This is a genomic window from Aliiroseovarius sp. S1339 (genome assembly GCF_023195695.1).
Classification (GTDB): domain Bacteria; phylum Pseudomonadota; class Alphaproteobacteria; order Rhodobacterales; family Rhodobacteraceae; genus Aliiroseovarius.
On record NZ_JALPQG010000008.1, the window covers coordinates 159875 to 177623 of the forward strand.

Annotated in this window: 21 protein-coding genes; 19 read left to right on the plus strand and 2 right to left on the minus strand. The window is 59.6% G+C overall.

Annotated elements, in window-relative coordinates; translation table 11 throughout:
• Positions 1-14: 14 nt before the first annotated feature.
• Positions 15-368 carry a YbaN family protein gene (locus MUY35_RS13470; RefSeq protein WP_248369435.1) on the minus strand — a complete coding sequence of 118 codons (354 nt, stop codon included), beginning with the start codon at positions 366-368 and terminating at the stop codon, positions 15-17.
• A gap of 183 nt (positions 369-551) precedes the next feature.
• On the opposite strand from MUY35_RS13470, the gene rpiA reads away from it, so the two are divergent.
• The 7 genes from rpiA to MUY35_RS13505 all read left to right on the plus strand — a co-directional run bounded on the left by rpiA (position 552) and on the right by MUY35_RS13505 (position 8023).
• Positions 552-1334, plus strand: a complete 783-nt coding sequence (rpiA, locus tag MUY35_RS13475; RefSeq protein ID WP_248369437.1) for a ribose-5-phosphate isomerase RpiA — start codon at positions 552-554, stop codon at positions 1332-1334.
• A 147-nt stretch (positions 1335-1481) separates the two neighbouring features.
• Entirely contained in the window at positions 1482-2849 is a 1368-nt protein-coding gene (gor, locus tag MUY35_RS13480; RefSeq protein ID WP_248369439.1) for a glutathione-disulfide reductase, read from the plus strand.
• 140 nt (positions 2850-2989) lie between these two features.
• Complete coding sequence (hflK, locus tag MUY35_RS13485; protein ID WP_248369443.1) at positions 2990-4132, plus strand: FtsH protease activity modulator HflK; 1143 nt, start codon at positions 2990-2992, stop codon at positions 4130-4132.
• Positions 4132-5001 carry a protease modulator HflC gene (locus tag MUY35_RS13490; protein WP_248369445.1) on the plus strand — a complete coding sequence of 290 codons (870 nt, stop codon included), beginning with the start codon at positions 4132-4134 and terminating at the stop codon, positions 4999-5001. The genes hflK and MUY35_RS13490 overlap by 1 nt, the downstream gene beginning before the upstream one ends.
• A complete protein-coding gene (locus tag MUY35_RS13495; RefSeq protein WP_248369448.1) occupies positions 5001-5186 on the plus strand; it encodes a DUF2065 domain-containing protein in 186 nt (61 codons plus the stop codon). Before MUY35_RS13490 ends, MUY35_RS13495 begins: the two co-directional genes overlap by 1 nt.
• Before the next feature lie 114 nt (positions 5187-5300).
• On the plus strand, positions 5301-6335 hold the full coding sequence (locus MUY35_RS13500) for a fatty acid desaturase (protein ID WP_248369450.1): 1035 nt from the start codon (positions 5301-5303) through the stop codon (positions 6333-6335).
• 230 nt (positions 6336-6565) lie between these two features.
• Positions 6566-8023 (plus strand): Do family serine endopeptidase, encoded by a 1458-nt coding sequence (locus tag MUY35_RS13505; protein WP_248369543.1) that lies wholly within the window; start codon positions 6566-6568, stop codon positions 8021-8023.
• A 99-nt stretch (positions 8024-8122) separates the two neighbouring features.
• On the opposite strand, the gene MUY35_RS13510 is transcribed toward MUY35_RS13505, so the two are convergent.
• The gene (locus tag MUY35_RS13510) at positions 8123-8320 is read right to left on the minus strand and encodes a DUF1127 domain-containing protein (RefSeq protein ID WP_248369452.1); all 198 of its coding nucleotides are present in this window, start codon (positions 8318-8320) and stop codon (positions 8123-8125) included.
• 375 nt (positions 8321-8695) lie between these two features.
• Here MUY35_RS13510 and ruvC point away from each other — a divergent pair, with 375 nt between their 5' ends.
• The 12 genes from ruvC to pal all read left to right on the plus strand — a co-directional run bounded on the left by ruvC (position 8696) and on the right by pal (position 17742).
• Positions 8696-9202: a crossover junction endodeoxyribonuclease RuvC gene (ruvC, locus tag MUY35_RS13515; protein WP_248369454.1), complete on the plus strand. Its 507-nt coding sequence runs from the start codon at positions 8696-8698 to the stop codon at positions 9200-9202.
• Entirely contained in the window at positions 9199-9879 is a 681-nt protein-coding gene (ruvA, locus tag MUY35_RS13520) for a Holliday junction branch migration protein RuvA (RefSeq protein WP_248369456.1), read from the plus strand. The genes ruvC and ruvA overlap by 4 nt, the downstream gene beginning before the upstream one ends.
• 35 nt (positions 9880-9914) lie before the next feature.
• Positions 9915-10964, plus strand: a complete 1050-nt coding sequence (gene ruvB / locus MUY35_RS13525; protein ID WP_248369545.1) for a Holliday junction branch migration DNA helicase RuvB — start codon at positions 9915-9917, stop codon at positions 10962-10964.
• 56 nt (positions 10965-11020) lie between these two features.
• Positions 11021-11683 carry a hypothetical protein gene (locus MUY35_RS13530; protein ID WP_248369458.1) on the plus strand — a complete coding sequence of 221 codons (663 nt, stop codon included), beginning with the start codon at positions 11021-11023 and terminating at the stop codon, positions 11681-11683.
• The gene (thpR, locus tag MUY35_RS13535; protein WP_248369460.1) at positions 11684-12220 is read left to right on the plus strand and encodes an RNA 2',3'-cyclic phosphodiesterase; all 537 of its coding nucleotides are present in this window, start codon (positions 11684-11686) and stop codon (positions 12218-12220) included.
• 30 nt (positions 12221-12250) lie between these two features.
• Positions 12251-12634 carry a tol-pal system-associated acyl-CoA thioesterase gene (gene ybgC, locus MUY35_RS13540; protein ID WP_248369462.1) on the plus strand — a complete coding sequence of 128 codons (384 nt, stop codon included), beginning with the start codon at positions 12251-12253 and terminating at the stop codon, positions 12632-12634.
• Positions 12635-12744: 110 nt separating this feature from the next.
• The gene (gene tolQ, locus MUY35_RS13545; RefSeq protein ID WP_248369464.1) at positions 12745-13440 is read left to right on the plus strand and encodes a protein TolQ; all 696 of its coding nucleotides are present in this window, start codon (positions 12745-12747) and stop codon (positions 13438-13440) included.
• Position 13441: 1 nt separating this feature from the next.
• Positions 13442-13924: an ExbD/TolR family protein gene (locus tag MUY35_RS13550; protein ID WP_248369466.1), complete on the plus strand. Its 483-nt coding sequence runs from the start codon at positions 13442-13444 to the stop codon at positions 13922-13924.
• Positions 13925-13933: 9 nt separating this feature from the next.
• Positions 13934-15013, plus strand: coding sequence for a hypothetical protein (locus MUY35_RS13555; RefSeq protein ID WP_248369469.1), 1080 nt, complete (start codon positions 13934-13936; stop codon positions 15011-15013).
• Complete coding sequence (locus MUY35_RS13560) at positions 15013-15726, plus strand: copper homeostasis protein CutC (RefSeq protein ID WP_248369470.1); 714 nt, start codon at positions 15013-15015, stop codon at positions 15724-15726. Before MUY35_RS13555 ends, MUY35_RS13560 begins: the two co-directional genes overlap by 1 nt.
• Before the next feature lie 62 nt (positions 15727-15788).
• The gene (gene tolB / locus MUY35_RS13565) at positions 15789-17087 is read left to right on the plus strand and encodes a Tol-Pal system beta propeller repeat protein TolB (RefSeq protein ID WP_248369547.1); all 1299 of its coding nucleotides are present in this window, start codon (positions 15789-15791) and stop codon (positions 17085-17087) included.
• Between the two features lie 148 nt (positions 17088-17235).
• On the plus strand, positions 17236-17742 hold the full coding sequence (gene pal, locus MUY35_RS13570; RefSeq protein ID WP_248369473.1) for a peptidoglycan-associated lipoprotein Pal: 507 nt from the start codon (positions 17236-17238) through the stop codon (positions 17740-17742).
• The last annotated feature ends 7 nt before the right edge of the window (positions 17743-17749 follow it).

Genomic DNA, 17749 nt, shown 5'->3' on the forward strand with positions numbered 1-17749 from the left:
CGACGCTTTTTGGGTCAGTCCGGCCGGGTCAACACAAATGCGGCCCCAGCGCCCATCAAAATGCCCTGTGCCAGCAAGACCCAGACCGGCGCGCCAAGGATCAAGGACACGATGAAAACCAGCGACATCATCGACACGGCCAGCGTTTTCGCCCGTCGTGAAATCGCGCCGCGCTCTTCCCAATCCTGAATGGCGGGGCCGAAATGGGCGTGGTCAATCAACCATGCGCGCGCTTTGGGACTGCCTTTACCAAAAGCGAACGCCGCGACCAGCAGGAAAGGTGTGGTGGGCAGGACCGGCAGGATGACACCTAACAGCCCCAAAGCCACCGCGCCCCAACCCAAGGCGATATAAAAATATCTGCTCATTGATCTTCGCGATCCTTGCGGGTCTTTCGTTGCGCCAGCTTTGGGCGAAGCGGTCAGGATTGTCCACCCAAGCGCCGCGTGCGCGAAATTCAGCGACGCGCGGCGTTAGCCCCTCGCCACCTTGTCTGATGCGTTTTATAACACGCTGGACTCACAACATGCGCCACAAGGGGAATCGCTGCCATGTCCGGAGAACTCTCACCCATCGACACCGCCAAATTCGTCGCCGCCAAACGCGCGGTCCAGTATGTCGAGGATGGCATGCGCGTGGGGTTGGGCACCGGATCAACCGCCGCCTGGATGGTGCGTTGCCTGGGCGAACGGGTCCGCACCGAGGGGCTGAAGATTACCGGCGTGCCAACCAGCACCCGCACCGCCGAACTGGCGCGTCAGGTGGGGATTGAGGTGACGACGCTGGATGACGCCAAGTGGCTGGATCTGACCATTGATGGTACCGATGAATATGACCCTGACCTGTGCCTGATCAAAGGCGGCGGTGGTGCGCATTTGCAAGAAAAGGTCGTCGCCACGGCGTCAGACCGTATGGTGGTGATCGCCGATCCAACCAAAGCCGTTGATATGCTGGGGGCATTTCCGCTGCCGATCGAAGTGATTCCGTTCGGCCTTCAAACCACCAAAGGGCTGGTCGAGGAATTGCTGGGCGCGATGGACGTTCTGGGCGCCGACGCGATCCTGCGCGAAAGTGGCGGGGTGCCGTTTGTGACGGACGAGGGCAACCACATTATCGACCTGCATCTGAAACGCATCAACGATCCGCGCAAGCTGTCGATGGTGCTTAATCAAGTGCCGGGCGTCGTGGAAAACGGGTTGTTCATCGACATCTGCGATGCGGTCGTGATCGGCCACGGCGATGGCCGGGTCGAGGTGATCGACATCAACGAAGGCACCCACGAAGAAGAACGGATCGAGTTTGCCGACAGCGGCAATATCTTCGCCGATATTTGATCCAAACTGCGCCCGTATCTGGCGCGCGCAATCGTGAACCATGTGACATCGCAGGCACTGGAAAACCTCTGGGGAAACTCATAGCTTCCAGCGGACGATGAATTGCGCCCCGGGGTTCGGTCCCATGGGCAGAAAAGGCGGATGGATATGAGCGGATTTGACTATGACCTCTTCGTAATCGGTGGCGGATCGGGCGGCGTGCGTGCGGGTCGGCTGGCAGCCGAAGGTGGTGCTAAGGTCGGACTGGCCGAAGAATTTCGGATGGGTGGAACCTGCGTGATCCGGGGCTGTGTGCCCAAGAAGCTCATGGTCTTTGCGTCGCAATTTGGCCCGGCTTCTGGCGATGCGCGCGCCTATGGCTGGCAAGGCAACGCGCGCGGCGAATTTGACTGGGCGGGCACCTTCCGCCCCGCTCTGCACGCCGAACTCGACCGGCTAGAGGCCATCTACACCCGCAACCTTGGCAATTCTGGCGCGGATATTTTCAATGCACGTGCAACAGTGAAAGACGCCCACACGGTCGAGCTGTCGACCGGTGAAAGCTTCACCGCAAAGCACATTCTTATTGCCACCGGTGGCCGCCCCTTCTTGCCTGACACACCCGGCGCAGAGGAGCTTGGCATCACCTCAAACGAGGTCTTTAACCTTGACGAATTTCCCAAACGCATCCTGATCGTCGGCGGTGGATATATCGCCTGCGAGTTCGCCTGCATCTTCAACGGGTTGGGGTCCAACGTGGCACAGTGGTATCGCGGCGCGCAAATCCTGCGCGGTTTTGACGACGAGGTGCGTGGCTTCTTGGCCGAGCACATTCGCGAACGCGGTGTCGACCTGCATGTGGGGCTGGAAGTCGAACGTATGGAACGTCGAGACGGCGCGATATGGGTCAAAGGCACAGACGGGCGCGAAGAGATGTTCGACCAAGTTCTGTTCGCCACGGGACGCGTTCCAAACGCCGATGGCCTTGGGCTGGAAGAGGTGGGCGTTAAGCTTGGCCGCTCAGGCGCGGTTGCGGTGGACGACTACAGCCAGACCTCGGTTCCTTCGATCTATGCGGTGGGGGATGTGACGAACCGGATCAACCTGACGCCGGTCGCGATCCGCGAAGGCATGGCCTTTGTCGAAACGGTCTTTAACGGCAACCCCACCAAACCCGACCATGAAAACGTCGCCTCAGCAGTGTTCACGCAGCCAGAGTACGGCACCATTGGACTGTCCGAGGAAGACGCGCGCAAGTCCGAGAAGATCGACGTTTATTGTGCGGCGTTCCGTCCCATGCAGAAAAGCTTCATCGGGGTGAATGAACGGGTGTTGTTCAAGCTGATCGTCAGCCAGAAAACTCAGAAGGTTGTGGGATGTCATATCGTCGGCGACGGCGCGGGTGAGATGATCCAACTTGCCGCAATTGCTGTGAAGATGGGCGCGACCAAACAGGATTTCGACCGGACCGTCGCGGTGCACCCGACCATGTCGGAAGAAATCGTTCTGATGAAGACGCCCACCCGCAGCGATTAAGGCCCAGACCAAGGTCGCGATGCGAAAGCACAGGAAATTCAACTCAAAAGGGGGTGCATCGCGTCCCCTTTGCCTTGAAATCTGCGCCTTAAAGGGTCAGGTATAGCTCGAAACCATTTACGTGGAAGGAATAGGACCAGATGGCCAGTGATAATGGCGGCCCATGGGGCGGCGGTGGAAACCGTGGCGGCTCGGACGGGCGTCCCCCCTCGAACGGTGGGGGCAACCGTGGCGGTAAAGAACCATCGCAAATGCCCGAGATTGATGAGCTTATGAAAAAGGGCCAGGAACAGCTGCGCGTGCTTATGGGTGGCCGGGGCGACAAACGTCGCGGCGGCGGCGCAGGCGGTGGCGGCGAAGGCCCCAGTTTGGGGCGTGGCTCTATTCTAATCGTTGCCCTTGTGGCGGTGGCCGTCTGGGTTTTTGCAAGTTTCTACCGTGTGGACACGTCAGAACAATCGGTCGAGCTTCTGTTCGGCGAACGTTACGGCGTTGGGCAGGAGGGTCTGAATTTCGCACCCTGGCCTGTTGTCACCAAAGAAATTTATCCGGTGACACGCGAAAACGTCATCAACATCGGTGACGGCAACAATGAAGGTTTGATGCTGACGGGCGACGAAAACATCGTCGACATCGACTATCAGGTTGTCTGGAACATCTCGGATGTCGAAAAGTTCGTGTTCAACATGGCGGGTCCGGAAGACACCATTCGGGCAGTATCAGAATCAGCGATGCGCGAGATTATCGCCCGCTCGCGTCTGGCCCCCATCCTGACCTCGGATCGTGGTGTCATTGCGCAAGACCTTGAAAGCCTGATCCAGTCAACGCTGGACGGCTATCAATCGGGCGTGAACATCGTGCGGGTTAACTTTGACCGTGCCGACCCGCCCGAGGATGTTATCGACAGCTTCCGCGAAGTGCAGGCCGCTGAACAGACCCGCGATACGTTGCAGAAGCAGGCGGATGCTTATGCAAACCGCGTGGTTGCCGAAGCTCGTGGTGCAGCTGCCCAGTTGATGGAGCAAGCCGAAGGCTACCGCGCACGCGTCGTGAACGAAGCCGATGGTGAGGCCGCGCGCTTTATCGCTGTCTATGACGAATTCGCCAAGGCACCTGACATCACGCGCAAACGGCTTTATCTCGAAACCATCGAGAAAGTTTTGCGAAACGTGGACAAGGTGATCATTGACGATGGCGTCGGTGGTGAAGGTGGCGTTGTGCCTTATCTGCCGCTGAATGAACTGACGCGCAAACCCGCGCAAACCGACGGAGGGTCGAACTAATGAAACGCACTCAAATCGTCCTTTTCGTTCTGGTTGCGCTGGTGTTCGGCGCTTTGCAGACGATCTACATCGTGGATGAACGCGAGAAGGCGCTGCGCCTGTGGTTCGGTGAGGTTCAGGCAGAGATTTCTGATCCCGGCCTGTATTTCAAAATCCCCGTGCTGCATGAGATCGTCAAATATGACGACCGAATCCTGCCCTTGGAAACCAGCAAGCTTGAGGTGACACCCGCAGACAGCCGCCGGCTTGAAGTGGACGCCTTTGCGCGCTGGCGCATCGCGGATCCCAAACAGTTCCGCCGTGCGGTCGGTGCAAGCTCGATCGCAGGTGCTACACCCCGTCTGGAACGTATCTTGAATGCCGAGTTGCGAGAGGTTCTGGGTAAAGTGGATTCGGGCGCGGTTCTGTCCGCTGACCGGGTTCTATTGATGAACCAGATTCGCGACCAAGCGCGCATACAAGCGGCATCGTTGGGTGTTGAGATCATTGACGTGCGGATCAAACGTGCCGATCTGCCCAAGCAAAACCTTGAAGCGACCTTTGAGCGGATGCGTGCCGAACGTCAGCGTCTCGCCGCAGATGAAATCGCGCGCGGTAATGAAGCCGCCCAACGTTTGCGGGCCACCGCAGACCGGACCGTGGTTGAAACCGTGTCCGAGGCCCGCAAGCAGGCCCAGATCATCAGAGGTCAGGCGGACGCCCGCCGCAACGGTATTCTGGCCGATGCATTGGGTCGCGATCCGGAATTCTATGCCTTCCTGCGCTCGCTTGAAGCCTATGAAAGCTCGTTGGGCGGCTCCAATTCTTCGATGGTCATTTCGCCCGACAGCGAATTCTTTGATTATCTGAAATCGGATACGGGCCGCTGATGTCTGTGATCCTTTTGGGGATCGGGCTTGTGCTCGTGATTGAGGGGCTGGTGTTCGCACTGGCCCCTTCGCGTCTGGACGATCTGGTGCAGTTTATGGCCGAGATGCCGCGCGATCAAAGGCGCGTGATTGGCCTCGTGGCGCTGGCATTGGGTGTTATGCTCGTGTGGTTGTCGCAGACTTAGAGCGCCAATTGTTACAGCTTGGGCGGTTTGTGTCAGATTGGCCATTTCGCATAATTTACTTGATATGTGGGGCAGGTCGTATATCCGTGCCCGAGTTATTGAAAAAGCAGGCCCATGAATCATACACCAGACTTTCCGCCAACAACCCATAACGCAAAATCAGCGAAAGACTGGGTAAAGACCTTAGCAACCTATCGCGAACCCAACCAGTGGCGCAGCGCATTTGAACTTGGTGTCAGCATTGGCCCGTTCATTGTCTTGTGGGTATTGGCGTGGCTGTCGATGTCGGTCAGCCTTTGGTTGACGCTGGCAATTTCGATCGTCAACGCATTGTTTTTGTTGCGCCTGTTCACCATTCAGCATGACTGCGGCCACGGCGCGTTTTTCAAACAACGTGCGCTTAGCGACTGGGTCGGGCGCGTCCTTGGGGTTCTGACCCTGACACCATATGCCGTCTGGCGGCGCACTCATTCGATACACCACAGCGCGGCTGGCAATCTGGGCAAGCGTGGCATTGGCGACATCATGACCCTGACAGTTGACGAATATAACGACTTGTCCCGGTTCGAACGTCTAAAATACCGGGTCTATCGTAATCCGGTCGTCCTGTTTGGGTTTGCGCCAAGCTATCTTTTCCTGCTGCAAAACCGCCTGCCGTTCGGCCTGATGGACAGCGCCCGGTATTGGATCAGCGCGATGGGCACCAATCTGGCGATCGTCGTCGGTCTGGCTGTGATCTGGTATTTCGGCGGTTTTGCGGCGGTTTTCCTGATTTTCCTGCCCACGACCATTCTGGCCGCAACGGCTGGCATGTGGCTCTTCTATGTGCAGCACCAATTCGAAGACACGCATTGGAGCACCGAAGAAGACTGGCAGCTTCACGACGCTGCGCTTGAGGGCAGCTCGCATTATGTCATGCCGCCGATTTTGCAATGGTTCAGCGCCAATATCGGCATTCACCATGTGCATCATCTTTACAGTCGCATCCCGTTCTATCGGCTGACCGAGGTGCTTCGCGACCATACCGAACTGGCCCAAGCCAACCGGATGACCATCCCGCAAAGCCTATCCTGCGCACGGCTGCATCTGTGGGACGCTCAGCGCAAACAGCTTTTGTCGTTCTCGCAAGCCCGCGCGATTTACGGATAGGCTTAAGGAACAGCGCGGCGGCGGGCGAGCTTTGGCTAGGCCGCGCGCGACCTGACAAGCATAACACCGCATTACAGACGTTCACATGCCGGTGAATAATGTTCAGGAACTTTGCGTTGCGCTTTTTCGTTCCTATCTAGAGACTATTGTTAATCGGGCAGAGGCTCGAAACTGTTTCTTGAAAGGAGAGAGGTGTGAAAGTGCAGGCTATTTCCCCAGACCATGTTCAGATGCGGGGCATGCGCGCTTTTGTCGGGTTAATCATGGCGCTGGCTGTGGTCCTTGCAACAGGGCTTCGGGCCGAGGCGCGCGGCGCCCCGAACAGCTTTGCCGATCTGGCCGAACAGGTCAGTCCGGCAGTGGTGAACATCACAACATCGACCATCGTCGCCCAGCGGACCGGCAACCAGCCGATGATCCCCGAAGGCAGCCCGTTCGAGGATTTCTTCCGCGACTTCCTCGAACGCAATCAGCCCGGTGGGCCAGATGGCAACGGCAACCAGCAACGCCAGCGACGCAGTCAAGCGCTTGGGTCAGGCTTTGTGATTTCGGAAGATGGGTTCATCGTGACCAACAATCACGTCATCGAAGGCGCGGATGAGATCCTGATTGAATTCTTCAACGGTGCGGGCGAACTGCCCGCCAAAGTCATCGGCACCGATCCCAACACCGACATTGCCCTTTTGAAGGTGGAAAGCGACAAGCCACTGGCCTTCGTGAAGTTTGGCGATAGCGACATCATGCGTGTTGGCGATTGGGTGATGGCGGTTGGCAATCCGTTGGGGCAGGGCTTTTCGGTGTCTGCCGGGATCGTGTCGCAACGCAACCGCGAATTGTCCGGTGCCTATGACGACTACATCCAGACCGACGCGGCGATCAACCGGGGCAACTCAGGCGGGCCGCTATTTAACATGGATGCCGAGGTTGTTGGCGTGAACACGGCGATCCTCAGCCCCAATGGCGGCTCGATCGGGATCGGTTTCGCGATGTCGTCGGCTGTGGTGAAACGTGTTGTGGACCAGCTGAAAGAATTCGGCGAAACCCGCCGCGGCTGGCTTGGCGTGCGCATTCAGGACATCACCGACGATATTGCTGAAGCTTTGGGTCTGGAAAGCACTAATGGCGCGTTGATCACTGACGTGCCGGATGGTCCAGCCAAGGACGCGGGCATTCTGCCCAATGACATTATCTTGTCCTTTGACGGCACCGAAGTCACTGATACGCGCGAGTTGGTACGTATAGTTGGTAATGCGCCGGTCGGCAAAGCTGTGCGTGTGCTGATCTTGCGCGATGGTCAGACCGAGACGTTGAAAATCACGTTGGGCCGTCGCGAAGATGCCAGCTCGGCACCGGGCGAGGCACCAAGCGAAGACGCACCGGAAGCACCCGCAGAAGGCAAGGTCCTTGGCATGTCGCTCAGCGAACTTGACGACACGCGGCGCGAAGAGCTTGGCTTGAAGCCCACCGCCGAAGGTCTGGTTGTGCTGGATATCGACGAAGACAGCGAGGCCTTTGAAAAGGGTATTCGTGCAGGCGATGTTGTGGCCGAAGCCGGGCAAGAGGCCGTTGGGTCCATCAAAGACCTTGAAGCGCGCCTGACAGCCGCCAAGGACGGAGGCCGCAAATCGGTGCTTCTTCTGGTGCGTCGCGACGACAACCCGCGTTTCGTGGCGTTGTCGCTGGAATAAGCAACCCAAAAGATAACCCCGCCCGGTGGTGCCGGACGGGGTGAATACGGTGATCAGAACCCGCGCTTTGCCGCGCGGGTTAATCCGTTTCGGTGTTTCTTAGAGCGCACTGATATCTGCGCGGCACAGGCCGATATCATCAAGTTCCCGGTCACTCAGCTTCGACAGAGCGATGCGAGTCATGCGCTCGTCGTTCCATGCGGTGATCGCGGCAACAAAGCCACGAATTGCGCTGGACAGACGTTCCCCGAAGGACGCACCGTTCACAGGGATATATGTCGTTTCGAAAGCAGCCATTTTCATGTCCTTCTCGGTAAGTAAGTTTACTGCGGTAAGCATTTGTTCTTTCCGGCATGTAGGGCCGAAGTTCGGGGGCAGCAAGGCCCTAAATTGCATGACTCTCATGCAATTTTTGCAACGGGTCGCATTTGGAATAGGTGATGTCGAAAACAGGCCGAAATAGGTAAAACTGGCGGCCGTATTTCTTTGTGCAGATGATGCGCTGTGACAATAAGGCATCAAGTTTGGCACTCTGTTTCAGATGTCAGAGAATCACAGGGCAGCGCAAATCTTTCTGGCGCGTGTTCTTGTTTCGTGCTAGTCCGGTTTTCAACAAGGCCGCCGCGCATCATGCGCCAGCGGCCGGGCAGAGCAGACAGGGCAGGGTGCAACATGCGTGTTATTGGCATTGACCCGGGGCTAAGGAACCTTGGTTGGGGCGTGATCGACACCGACGGCACACGCATGTCGCATGTGGCCAACGGGATCTGTCATTCGCGAACCGGTGAACTGGCCGCGCGACTGTTGTCTCTTTACGACCAACTGACTGACGTGCTGGCGCAATTCGCCCCCGAAACTGCGGCAGTCGAACAGACTTTCGTGAACAAGGACGCCGTCGCCACCCTGAAGCTGGGGCAAGCACGCGGCATCGCTTTGCTGGTGCCTGCCAAGGCGGGGCTTCCCATCGGGGAATATGCACCCAACGCGGTGAAGAAGGCCGTGGTGGGCGTGGGCCATGCCGATAAGAAACAGGTCGAGCATATGGTGAAAATGCAATTGCCCGGCGTTCAGATCAAAGGTGCGGATGCCGCCGATGCGCTGGCCATCGCGATCTGCCATGCGTTTCACGCGCAGAGTGCCGGGCGTCTGGAAGCCGCGTTGAAGAAAGCCACAGCATGATTGGTAAAATCGCAGGACGTCTTGATTACCGTGCCGATGATCATGTTCTGATCGACGTGCGCGGCGTGGGCTATCTGGTCTATGTCTCGGACCGCACCATGGCCAGCCTGCCCGGACCGGGCGAGGCGGTCGCGCTCTATACCGAGCTTTTGGTGCGCGAGGACAATCTGCAACTGTTCGGCTTCACGACGCTGGTTGAAAAAGAATGGCATCGGTTGCTTATGAGCGTGCAGGGTATTGGCGCGAAGGCCTCGATGGCAATCCTTGGCACGCTTGGCGCCGATGGGGTCAGTCGCGCGATTGCGCTGGGCGACTGGAACGCTGTGAAAGCCGCCAAGGGTCTTGGCCCGAAAACCGCGCAGCGCGTGGTGTTGGAGCTGAAAGACAAGGCGGCGTCTGTCATGGCGCTGTCGGGTCAGGCATCGACCGCCACAAGTGCTGCTGCCGCGCAGGATGACGCGGTGATCGAACCAACAACACCCTCTGCGACCGTCGCTGCGCCCATGCCCACCGGCAATGCCGCCGCGCAATCCGAGGCGCTGTCGGCCCTGACCAACCTTGGCTACGCGCCGGGCGAAGCGGCATCTGCCGTGGCACAGGCCTTGGGCGAGGATGCGACGCTCGACACGTCCGGCCTGATCCGCGCCGCGCTGAAACTTCTTGCGCCCAAAGGGTAGGGGGCTAGAAAGAACCCATGACCGCCTCTGACCCCCTGAACGCTCCGGACCCGACGTTGCGCCCCGCGCCGCGCCCCGAAGATACCGAAGACGTGAACCGCGCCCTGCGCCCACAGACGCTGGGTGATTTCATCGGGCAGGCCGAGGCGCGTTCCAATCTTCGTATCTTCATCGAAAGCGCACGCAAGCGTAACGAGGCGATGGACCATGTGCTGTTCCACGGCCCGCCCGGTCTGGGCAAGACCACGCTGGCGCAAATCATGGCGCGCGAGTTGGGCGTGAACTTCCGCATGACCTCTGGCCCCGTGTTGGCCAAGGCCGGCGATCTGGCCGCGATCCTGACCAATCTGGAAGCCAATGACGTCTTGTTCATTGACGAAATTCACAGGCTCAATCCGGTGGTCGAGGAAGTGCTCTATCCCGCGCTGGAGGATTTCGAACTGGATCTGGTGATCGGCGAGGGCCCCGCCGCGCGTACCGTGCGGATCGAGTTGCAACCCTTCACACTGGTCGGTGCCACGACCCGGCTGGGACTTCTGACCACGCCGCTGCGCGATCGCTTCGGTATTCCTGTGCGGCTGCAATTCTATTCGGTCGATGAACTGCACGAGATTGTCACAAAAAATGCAATCAAGCTGGGCGCCCCGGCGGAAACAGATGGCGCGCGCGAGATCGCGAAACGCGCCCGTGGCACACCTCGGATCGCGGGGCGGCTGTTGCGCCGCGTCGTTGATTTCGCCGTGGTTGAAGGCGACGGGCGCATCACGCGTGACCTTGCCGACAACGCGCTCACGCGGTTGGGCGTAGATCACCTTGGCCTTGATGGGGCCGACCGGCGCTATTTGGGATTGATGGCCGAGCACTACGGCGGCGGCCCGGTGGGCATCGAAACCCTGTCTGCCGCTCTGTCTGAAAGCCGCGATGCGCTGGAAGAAGTGATCGAGCCGTTCCTGCTGCAACAAGGCTTGATCCAACGCACCCCGCGCGGCCGTATGCTGGGCCAAATCGCGTGGCGACACCTCGGACTGACTGCCCCCGTTTCTCAACCGCGCGGTGCGGGACAAGGACAGCTTTTCGAAGGTTAGCCCTTGAAACGCGCGTCCATTTGCGGGACATCACCCCGCAGATCAGGAGACGCCAGATGACCGCCCCCCTTATGACCCCCGAAGACGTGACCGCGCATTTCACCCGCTCAAATGGTGACTTCACCTTCGCCCGCTGGGGCCGGCCCATCGTGCCGGTTGTGTTCGGAGTCGAAGACGCCACGCTTGAGGTCGTCAAAGGCGCGATCGAGGCGGTGGTGACGCTGGCCGGTCACAAGATGGCCGAGACTGACCCGGAACTTGGCGCGAACCTGATGGTGTTTTTCTTCCGTGACTGGGACGAGTTGCCGGAGGTGCCAAAACTGGGCGAGATGATCCCCGGACTGGAGCCGCTGGTGGCCCGGCTGAAAGCGGAAAGCGCCACCCAATACCGGGCCTTCCGGTTCGACAAAGACAACGCCATTCAAGCCTGTTTCACCTTTGTCTGCATGCAAGGCGCGATGGCTGCTCAGCCGGCCGAGACGCTGGCGCTGACCCAAGCTGTGCAAGCGATCCTGCTGTGGGGTGAAGGGGCGTTTTCGACCAAAAGCCCGCTGGCGCTGTTGCCGGATGGCCAGACCATTTTACGTCCAGAGATCGCCGGGTTGATCTCGGCGGCCTATGACCCGGTGCTACCTGCATCCGCAAATGATTCAGCACACGCGCTTCGCCTTTTTGCGCGGATGCAAGTGCGAGCGGCTAACGACCAGACGCAACCCTGAATGCGCTGCTTTCTGGCCCTTCCTTTGCCCGAGCTTCTGGCCGAGCAGATCTCCGGGTTCGCTGGGCGACTTAGGGTTGGCCGCCCGCTGCCCGAGGAAAACATCCACCTGACACTGGCTTTTCTGGACGAGCAGCCCATCGAAGCGCTTGAAGACCTGAACGCTGAGTTGGATGTCTTGCGCGCCCCGCCTGCAATCGTCGATCTTGCCGGACTGACCACTTTGGGCGGGGCGGTGCCATCCGTTCTTGCGATCAAGGCGGGCGGCGTGGATGCGCTGCACAAACAAATCAAACAAGCCATTCGCCGGGCCGGGATCACACTGCCGCATCGGCGGTTCCGCGGGCACGTGACGCTGGCGCGCATGCCCCAAACCCCCAGTGGCGACGATATGTTGGCACTGGGCCGCGCGCTGGAAACCCACGGCGCGATCCGTTTTCCGACTGTCACGCTTGATACCCTGTCACTGTATCGGTCTGACCTGCGCACGGACGGCGCGCGATATGAGCGGTTGGCAGACTATCCCCTTCGCGGCTAGGGTCGGGCCAAGCAGCAATACGAGGCACGAATGCACCGTTTTCCCATCCGCGTTTATTACGAAGACACCGACATGGCCGGGATCGTCTATCACGCCAATTACCTGCGTTATATCGAACGCGCGCGGTCCGATTGGGTGCGCGAGATCGGCGTTGACCAGAACGCGATGCGCGAAGATGGGCAAGTATTTGCGGTGCGCCGGATGGAAGCGGACTATCTGTCGTCAGCGCGTTTTGACGAAGAGTTGCAGGTTGAAACATCTGTTCAGCAGATCACCGGCGCGAGGTTGGTGATGGAACAGGTCGTGAAACGTGGTGAAGAACGTTTGTTTGAAGCCATTGTCACCATTGTCTGCATTTCCGACACCGGCCAGCCCGCCCGCCTTCCGGCAAATATCCGCCACTTGGTTCACTGACCCAGTGGCTTTGTCGCCGATGACGCGGTTTTGATGGCATTCCCCGTGGCAATGGGCTAATCTTCGTGCAGAAAAGCTGCACAAAGAGGCGGCGGTACAGAGGCAGACATATGGAAACGGAAACGCTTCAGGCGGCGGCGGAGATCGATTTCTCCTTCTTCGCCCTATTTCTTCGTGCAACTTTCACGGTCAAACTGGTGATGCTGCTTTTGATTGCAGCCTCGGTCTGGTCGTGGGCGATCATTATTACCAAACACGTGGCGTTCCGGCGCGCGCGTTCAGACGCCGAGGCGTTTGATCGCAAGTTCTGGTCGGGTGAGCCGCTGGACGAGCTGTTTGACCAGATCGGACCGACGCCTGACGGGTCGGCGGAAAAGGTCTTTTCATCTGGCATGTTGGAATGGCGCCGCTCTCACCGGGCTGATGGCGGTTTGATTGCGAACGCGCAGTCGCGCATTGACCGGTCAATGGACGTGGCGATCGCCAAGCAAGGCGAAGAGCTGAACAAGGGGCTGAGCTTTTTGGCAACGGTCGCGTCAACCGCGCCGTTTGTGGGGTTGTTCGGCACCGTTTGGGGCATCATGCACGCGTTTGTCGAGATTGCGCAGCAGCAAAACACCAACCTGGCCGTCGTCGCCCCCGGCATCGCCGAGGCGCTTTTGGCCACCGGTCTGGGCCTTCTGGCCGCGATCCCGGCGGCCGTGTTTTACAACAAGCTAAGCGTGGATAGCGACAATATCCTTGCGGGCTACGAAGCCTTCGCAGACGAGTTCGCCACCATCCTCAGCCGTCAGCTGGACAGCTGATATGGCTGCTGGTGTGCAACAAAGCGGGGGTGCGGATCGACGCGCCCGGCGCGGACGTCGTCGCGGCAAGCATCGCCGCGTGATGGCCGAGATCAACATTACCCCCTTCGTGGACGTAATGCTGGTGCTGCTGATCATTTTCATGGTCGCCGCACCCCTGATGGTTGTCGGTGTGCCGGTGGAGCTGTCCAAAACCGCCGCCAAATCGCTGGACGCCCCCGAGGAAGAGCCTTTGGCGATCACCATCACCGAAGAAGGGCAGATTTTCCTGCAAACGACCGAAATCGCGCGCGACGAGCTGATCACCAAGCTGCGCGCGGTGGCGGCGGAACGCGCTGACAACAAGGTGTTCTTGCGCGCAGATGGTCAGGTGGAATGGGACGCCATCGCGAAAGTGATGGGCGCGCTGAACGCGGCTGGGTTTACCTCGATCGGGTTTGTGACCGAAGGTGGCGGGCCAAGTCTGACCGGCACGGACAACTAGGGCAGGGTCATGCGCAGAGGTCTTTACATCTCGGCATCTGTCCACGGGATCCTGATCCTGTGGGTGCTTTTCGGCGGGGCCTTCAACTGGTCCAGCGATGAAGAGCTTGTGCAGGTGTCCGATGTCTCGATCATCTCGGAAGATGAGTTTGCAGCGCTGAGTGCGCCGAAAGGCGAGACCGCGACTGACGGCGACACGCCCCCCGCACCGCGACCGACACCGGAGCCTGTATCGGAACCCACCCCAGAACCAACGCCAGAGCCTGCACCAGACCCAGAGCCGGAACCCGCGCCAGAGCCGGAACCGGCCCCTGAGCCCGAGCCGACCCGTGAACCAGAACCCGAGCCAGAACCCGAAACGGCCCAGCCCGCGCCCGCGCCGCGTGTGGCCCCGACACCTGCGCCTGAACCGGAAACGCCTGTCGAGGAAGCACCTGAGGTGGTTGAGGCCCCCGAACCGTCACCCGAGCCGACGCCAGAACCCCTGCCCGAAGAGGTGACGCCAACCGCGCCGCCGGAAGCCTCGACCGAGATTGTGACTGAGGCAGAAGAGCCGGTGGAGGAGCCGTCGTTGGCCCCCGCGACTTCGGCCCGGCCAGCATCACGGCCCAACCGGCCCGCGCCAGTAGAAACCGCTGAACCGGAAACGCCCGTCGAAACGCCAGTTGAAACCCCGGCACCCGCCAATAATGCCGCCGCTGTGGCGGCTGCCGTGGCCGATCAGGTTGCTGGCGGTGAAACCAATAGTCCCGCACTGGACGTGCCAGAAGGCCCACCTCTGACGCGCGGTGAAAAAGACGGATTGCGCGTGGCGGTCAGCCGCTGCTGGAACCTTGGATCAAGCTCGACCGACGCATTGACCACAACGGTTGTCGTCATGGTTTCGATGAGCCGCGATGGCAAACCCGAAGGGATCACGATGGCATCCTGGGATGGCCCATCGGAAGGCGCGGCCAATACCGCGTTTCAAGCCGCCCGACGCGCCATTATCCGTTGCGGCGCAGGTGGCTTTGACCTGCCAGCCGAAAAATACGGCCAATGGCAGGAAATCGAAATGACCTTCAATCCCGAAAAGATGAGGATCAAATGATGCCTCGGACGCTTGAAATATGCGTGGACACGATTGGCGGCGTAATGGCCGCGCAAGCTGGCGGCGCGGACCGGATTGAGCTGTGCGCGGCGCTGTCGGAAGGCGGGCTGACTCCAGCCGCCGGGTTGATGGTTGCGGCTTCGCGGCTGGATGTGCCGTGCTATGCGATGATCCGTCCCCGTTGCGGGCTGTTCGTCTATTCGGATGCTGATGTGCAGGTGATGCAGGATGACATCGCAGCGGTGAAAGAGGCTGACCTGGCCGGCGTTGTCCTTGGCGCGCAAAAGCCGGATGGCACTTTGGATACCGCCGTGCTTGGTCGCCTGTTGGCGGCGGCCGAAGGGCTGGGCGCGACGCTGCATCGGGTGATTGATGTGGTGCCGGACCCATTGGCCGCATTGGAACAAGCGGTCGAAATGGGGTTCGAGCGTGTGCTGACCTCGGGCGGCGCGGCAAAGGCGACTGACGGTGCCAAGGTGATTTGCGCAATGGTTCGCCAAGCCGCAGGCCGGATCGCAATAATGCCCGGAAGCGGGCTGACAGAAGACAATATATCTGATTTCGTGGCGCAGACGGGGGTTGATGAAGTTCATGCCTCTTGCGCTGTCACCGTGCCCGAAGGGGAGAGATTTTCGAATTTCTCCCCTCACGGCGGGCGCAAAGAAACTTGTAAGAACCGAGTGAAACAAATGAAGAGGGAACTGGGCGCATGAGTATTAACCTCAAGAAGCTGATCCTCGAACGATCGTCTGGCGCAGTATTGGCCGTCATGGTGATGGCGGCTGTCAGCGTGTTTGGCCTGAGCCGTCCCGCGGTTGCCGAAGGGCCGCTGCGGATCGAAATCACCGACGGCGTGATCGAACCACTGCCGTTCGCTGTCCCTGATTTTCAGGCAGAAGACGGCGCTGCTGGCGAATACGCGCGGTCAATCGCGCGGGTTGTGGCGGCTGATCTTGCTGGCACCGGATTGTTTCGCGAAATCCCGGCGGACGCGTTTGTGTCAGGCGTCACCAGTTTTGCCAGCCCGGTTGCCTATGCTGATTGGAAGACGATCAATGCGCAAGCTTTGATCACCGGGGCGGTGTCGGCATCTGGCGACAGCATCAACGTGAAATTCCGCGTCTATGACGTCTTCTCGGGCCAACCCTTGGGCGAGGGGCTTCAGTTCTCGGGCTCCATCGGGTCTTGGCGTCGCGTGGCCCATAAAGTGGCCGACATCGTCTATAGCCGGATCACCGGTGAAAGCGGATATTTCGACAGCCGTGTGGTGTTTGTTGCCGAAACTGGTCCGAAAAACGCCAAGCGTAAGCGGCTGGCGATCATGGATTACGACGGCGCGAATGTGCAATACCTGACCGATAGCTCGGCGTTGGTGTTGGCGCCGCGTTTCTCGCCCACCGGCGATCGGGTGCTGTATACCAGTTACGAAACCGGCTTTCCGCAGGTCTATGTTCTGGATGTGGCCACGGTGGGGCGTCAGGTTTTGTCGCAGCAGCAAGGCACGATGACCTTCGCGCCACGCTTTTCGCCCGATGGCCGCACGGTTGTTTATTCGCTGTCGGACGGGGGCAACACGGACATTTACACGATGGATATCAGCGGCGGCAATCCGCGTCGCCTGACCTCGGCCCCGTCGATTGAAACCGCGCCCAGCTTTTCGCCCGATGGCAGCCAGATTGTTTTTGAAAGCGACCGCTCGGGCAATCAGCAACTATACGTCATGCCCGCCGGTGGCGGAGAGGCGACGCGGATCAGCTTTGGTCAAGGCCGTTATGGCACGCCTGTCTGGTCACCGCGTGGCGATCTGATCGCCTTCACCAAACAAAATGCGGGCCGCTTCCATATTGGTGTGATGCGCACGGACGGGTCTGAGGAACGGCTTTTGACGGCCTCGTTCCTGGACGAAGGCCCGACATGGGCACCCAATGGTCGGGTGATCATGTTCGCGCGCGAAAGCCAGGGTGCGACGGGTGCACCGGCGTTGTATTCGGTCGATATTTCTGGCCGCAACCTGCGTCGTGTCGTAACAGAAGGGGCAGCATCAGACCCTGCGTGGTCGCCGCTGCTGAAATAAGCGCAAAATTGCGCAGGGATCGGGGCTTGCCAGCGGGCCAGTGCCGATCCGTTTCCAAACGGCGTTTTTGCTGCTAAGCTTTCGCCAACGAGCAACAAATAGCCTGCCTGACAACAGGGCACGCGAGAAAATGGACACAGGAACGATCATGAAACGTTTTGCTATGGCTACGCTGGTTGTGGGTGCGTTGGCGCTTTCAGCCTGTTCGAAAGACCGACTGGGCGACGAATATGGCACTGCCGGGCTTGGGGGTGACTTTGTCGCCGGCAGCCCGTCTGACCCCAAATCACCTGCATATTTCCAGCAAACCATCGGCGATCGTGTGCTGTTTGCCATCGACCAGTCTTCGCTTAGCCCGGAAGGCGCGGACCTTTTGACCAAACAGGCCGCTTGGCTGATGGAAAACACCGCCTATACAGCGGTGATCGAAGGTCACGCAGATGAACAAGGTACGCGGGAATACAACTTGGCTCTGGGTGCGCGTCGCGCCTCGGCGGTGCAGAACTTCCTGATCGAACGTGGCGTGGCCCCGAACCGTTTGCAAACCGTCAGCTATGGCAAGGAACGCCCGCTTGAGATCTGCTCGACCGAGCTGTGCTATGCCAAGAACCGCCGGGCTGTGACCGTATTGGCCGCCGGTGCGGCCACAAGCTGAACCAAGA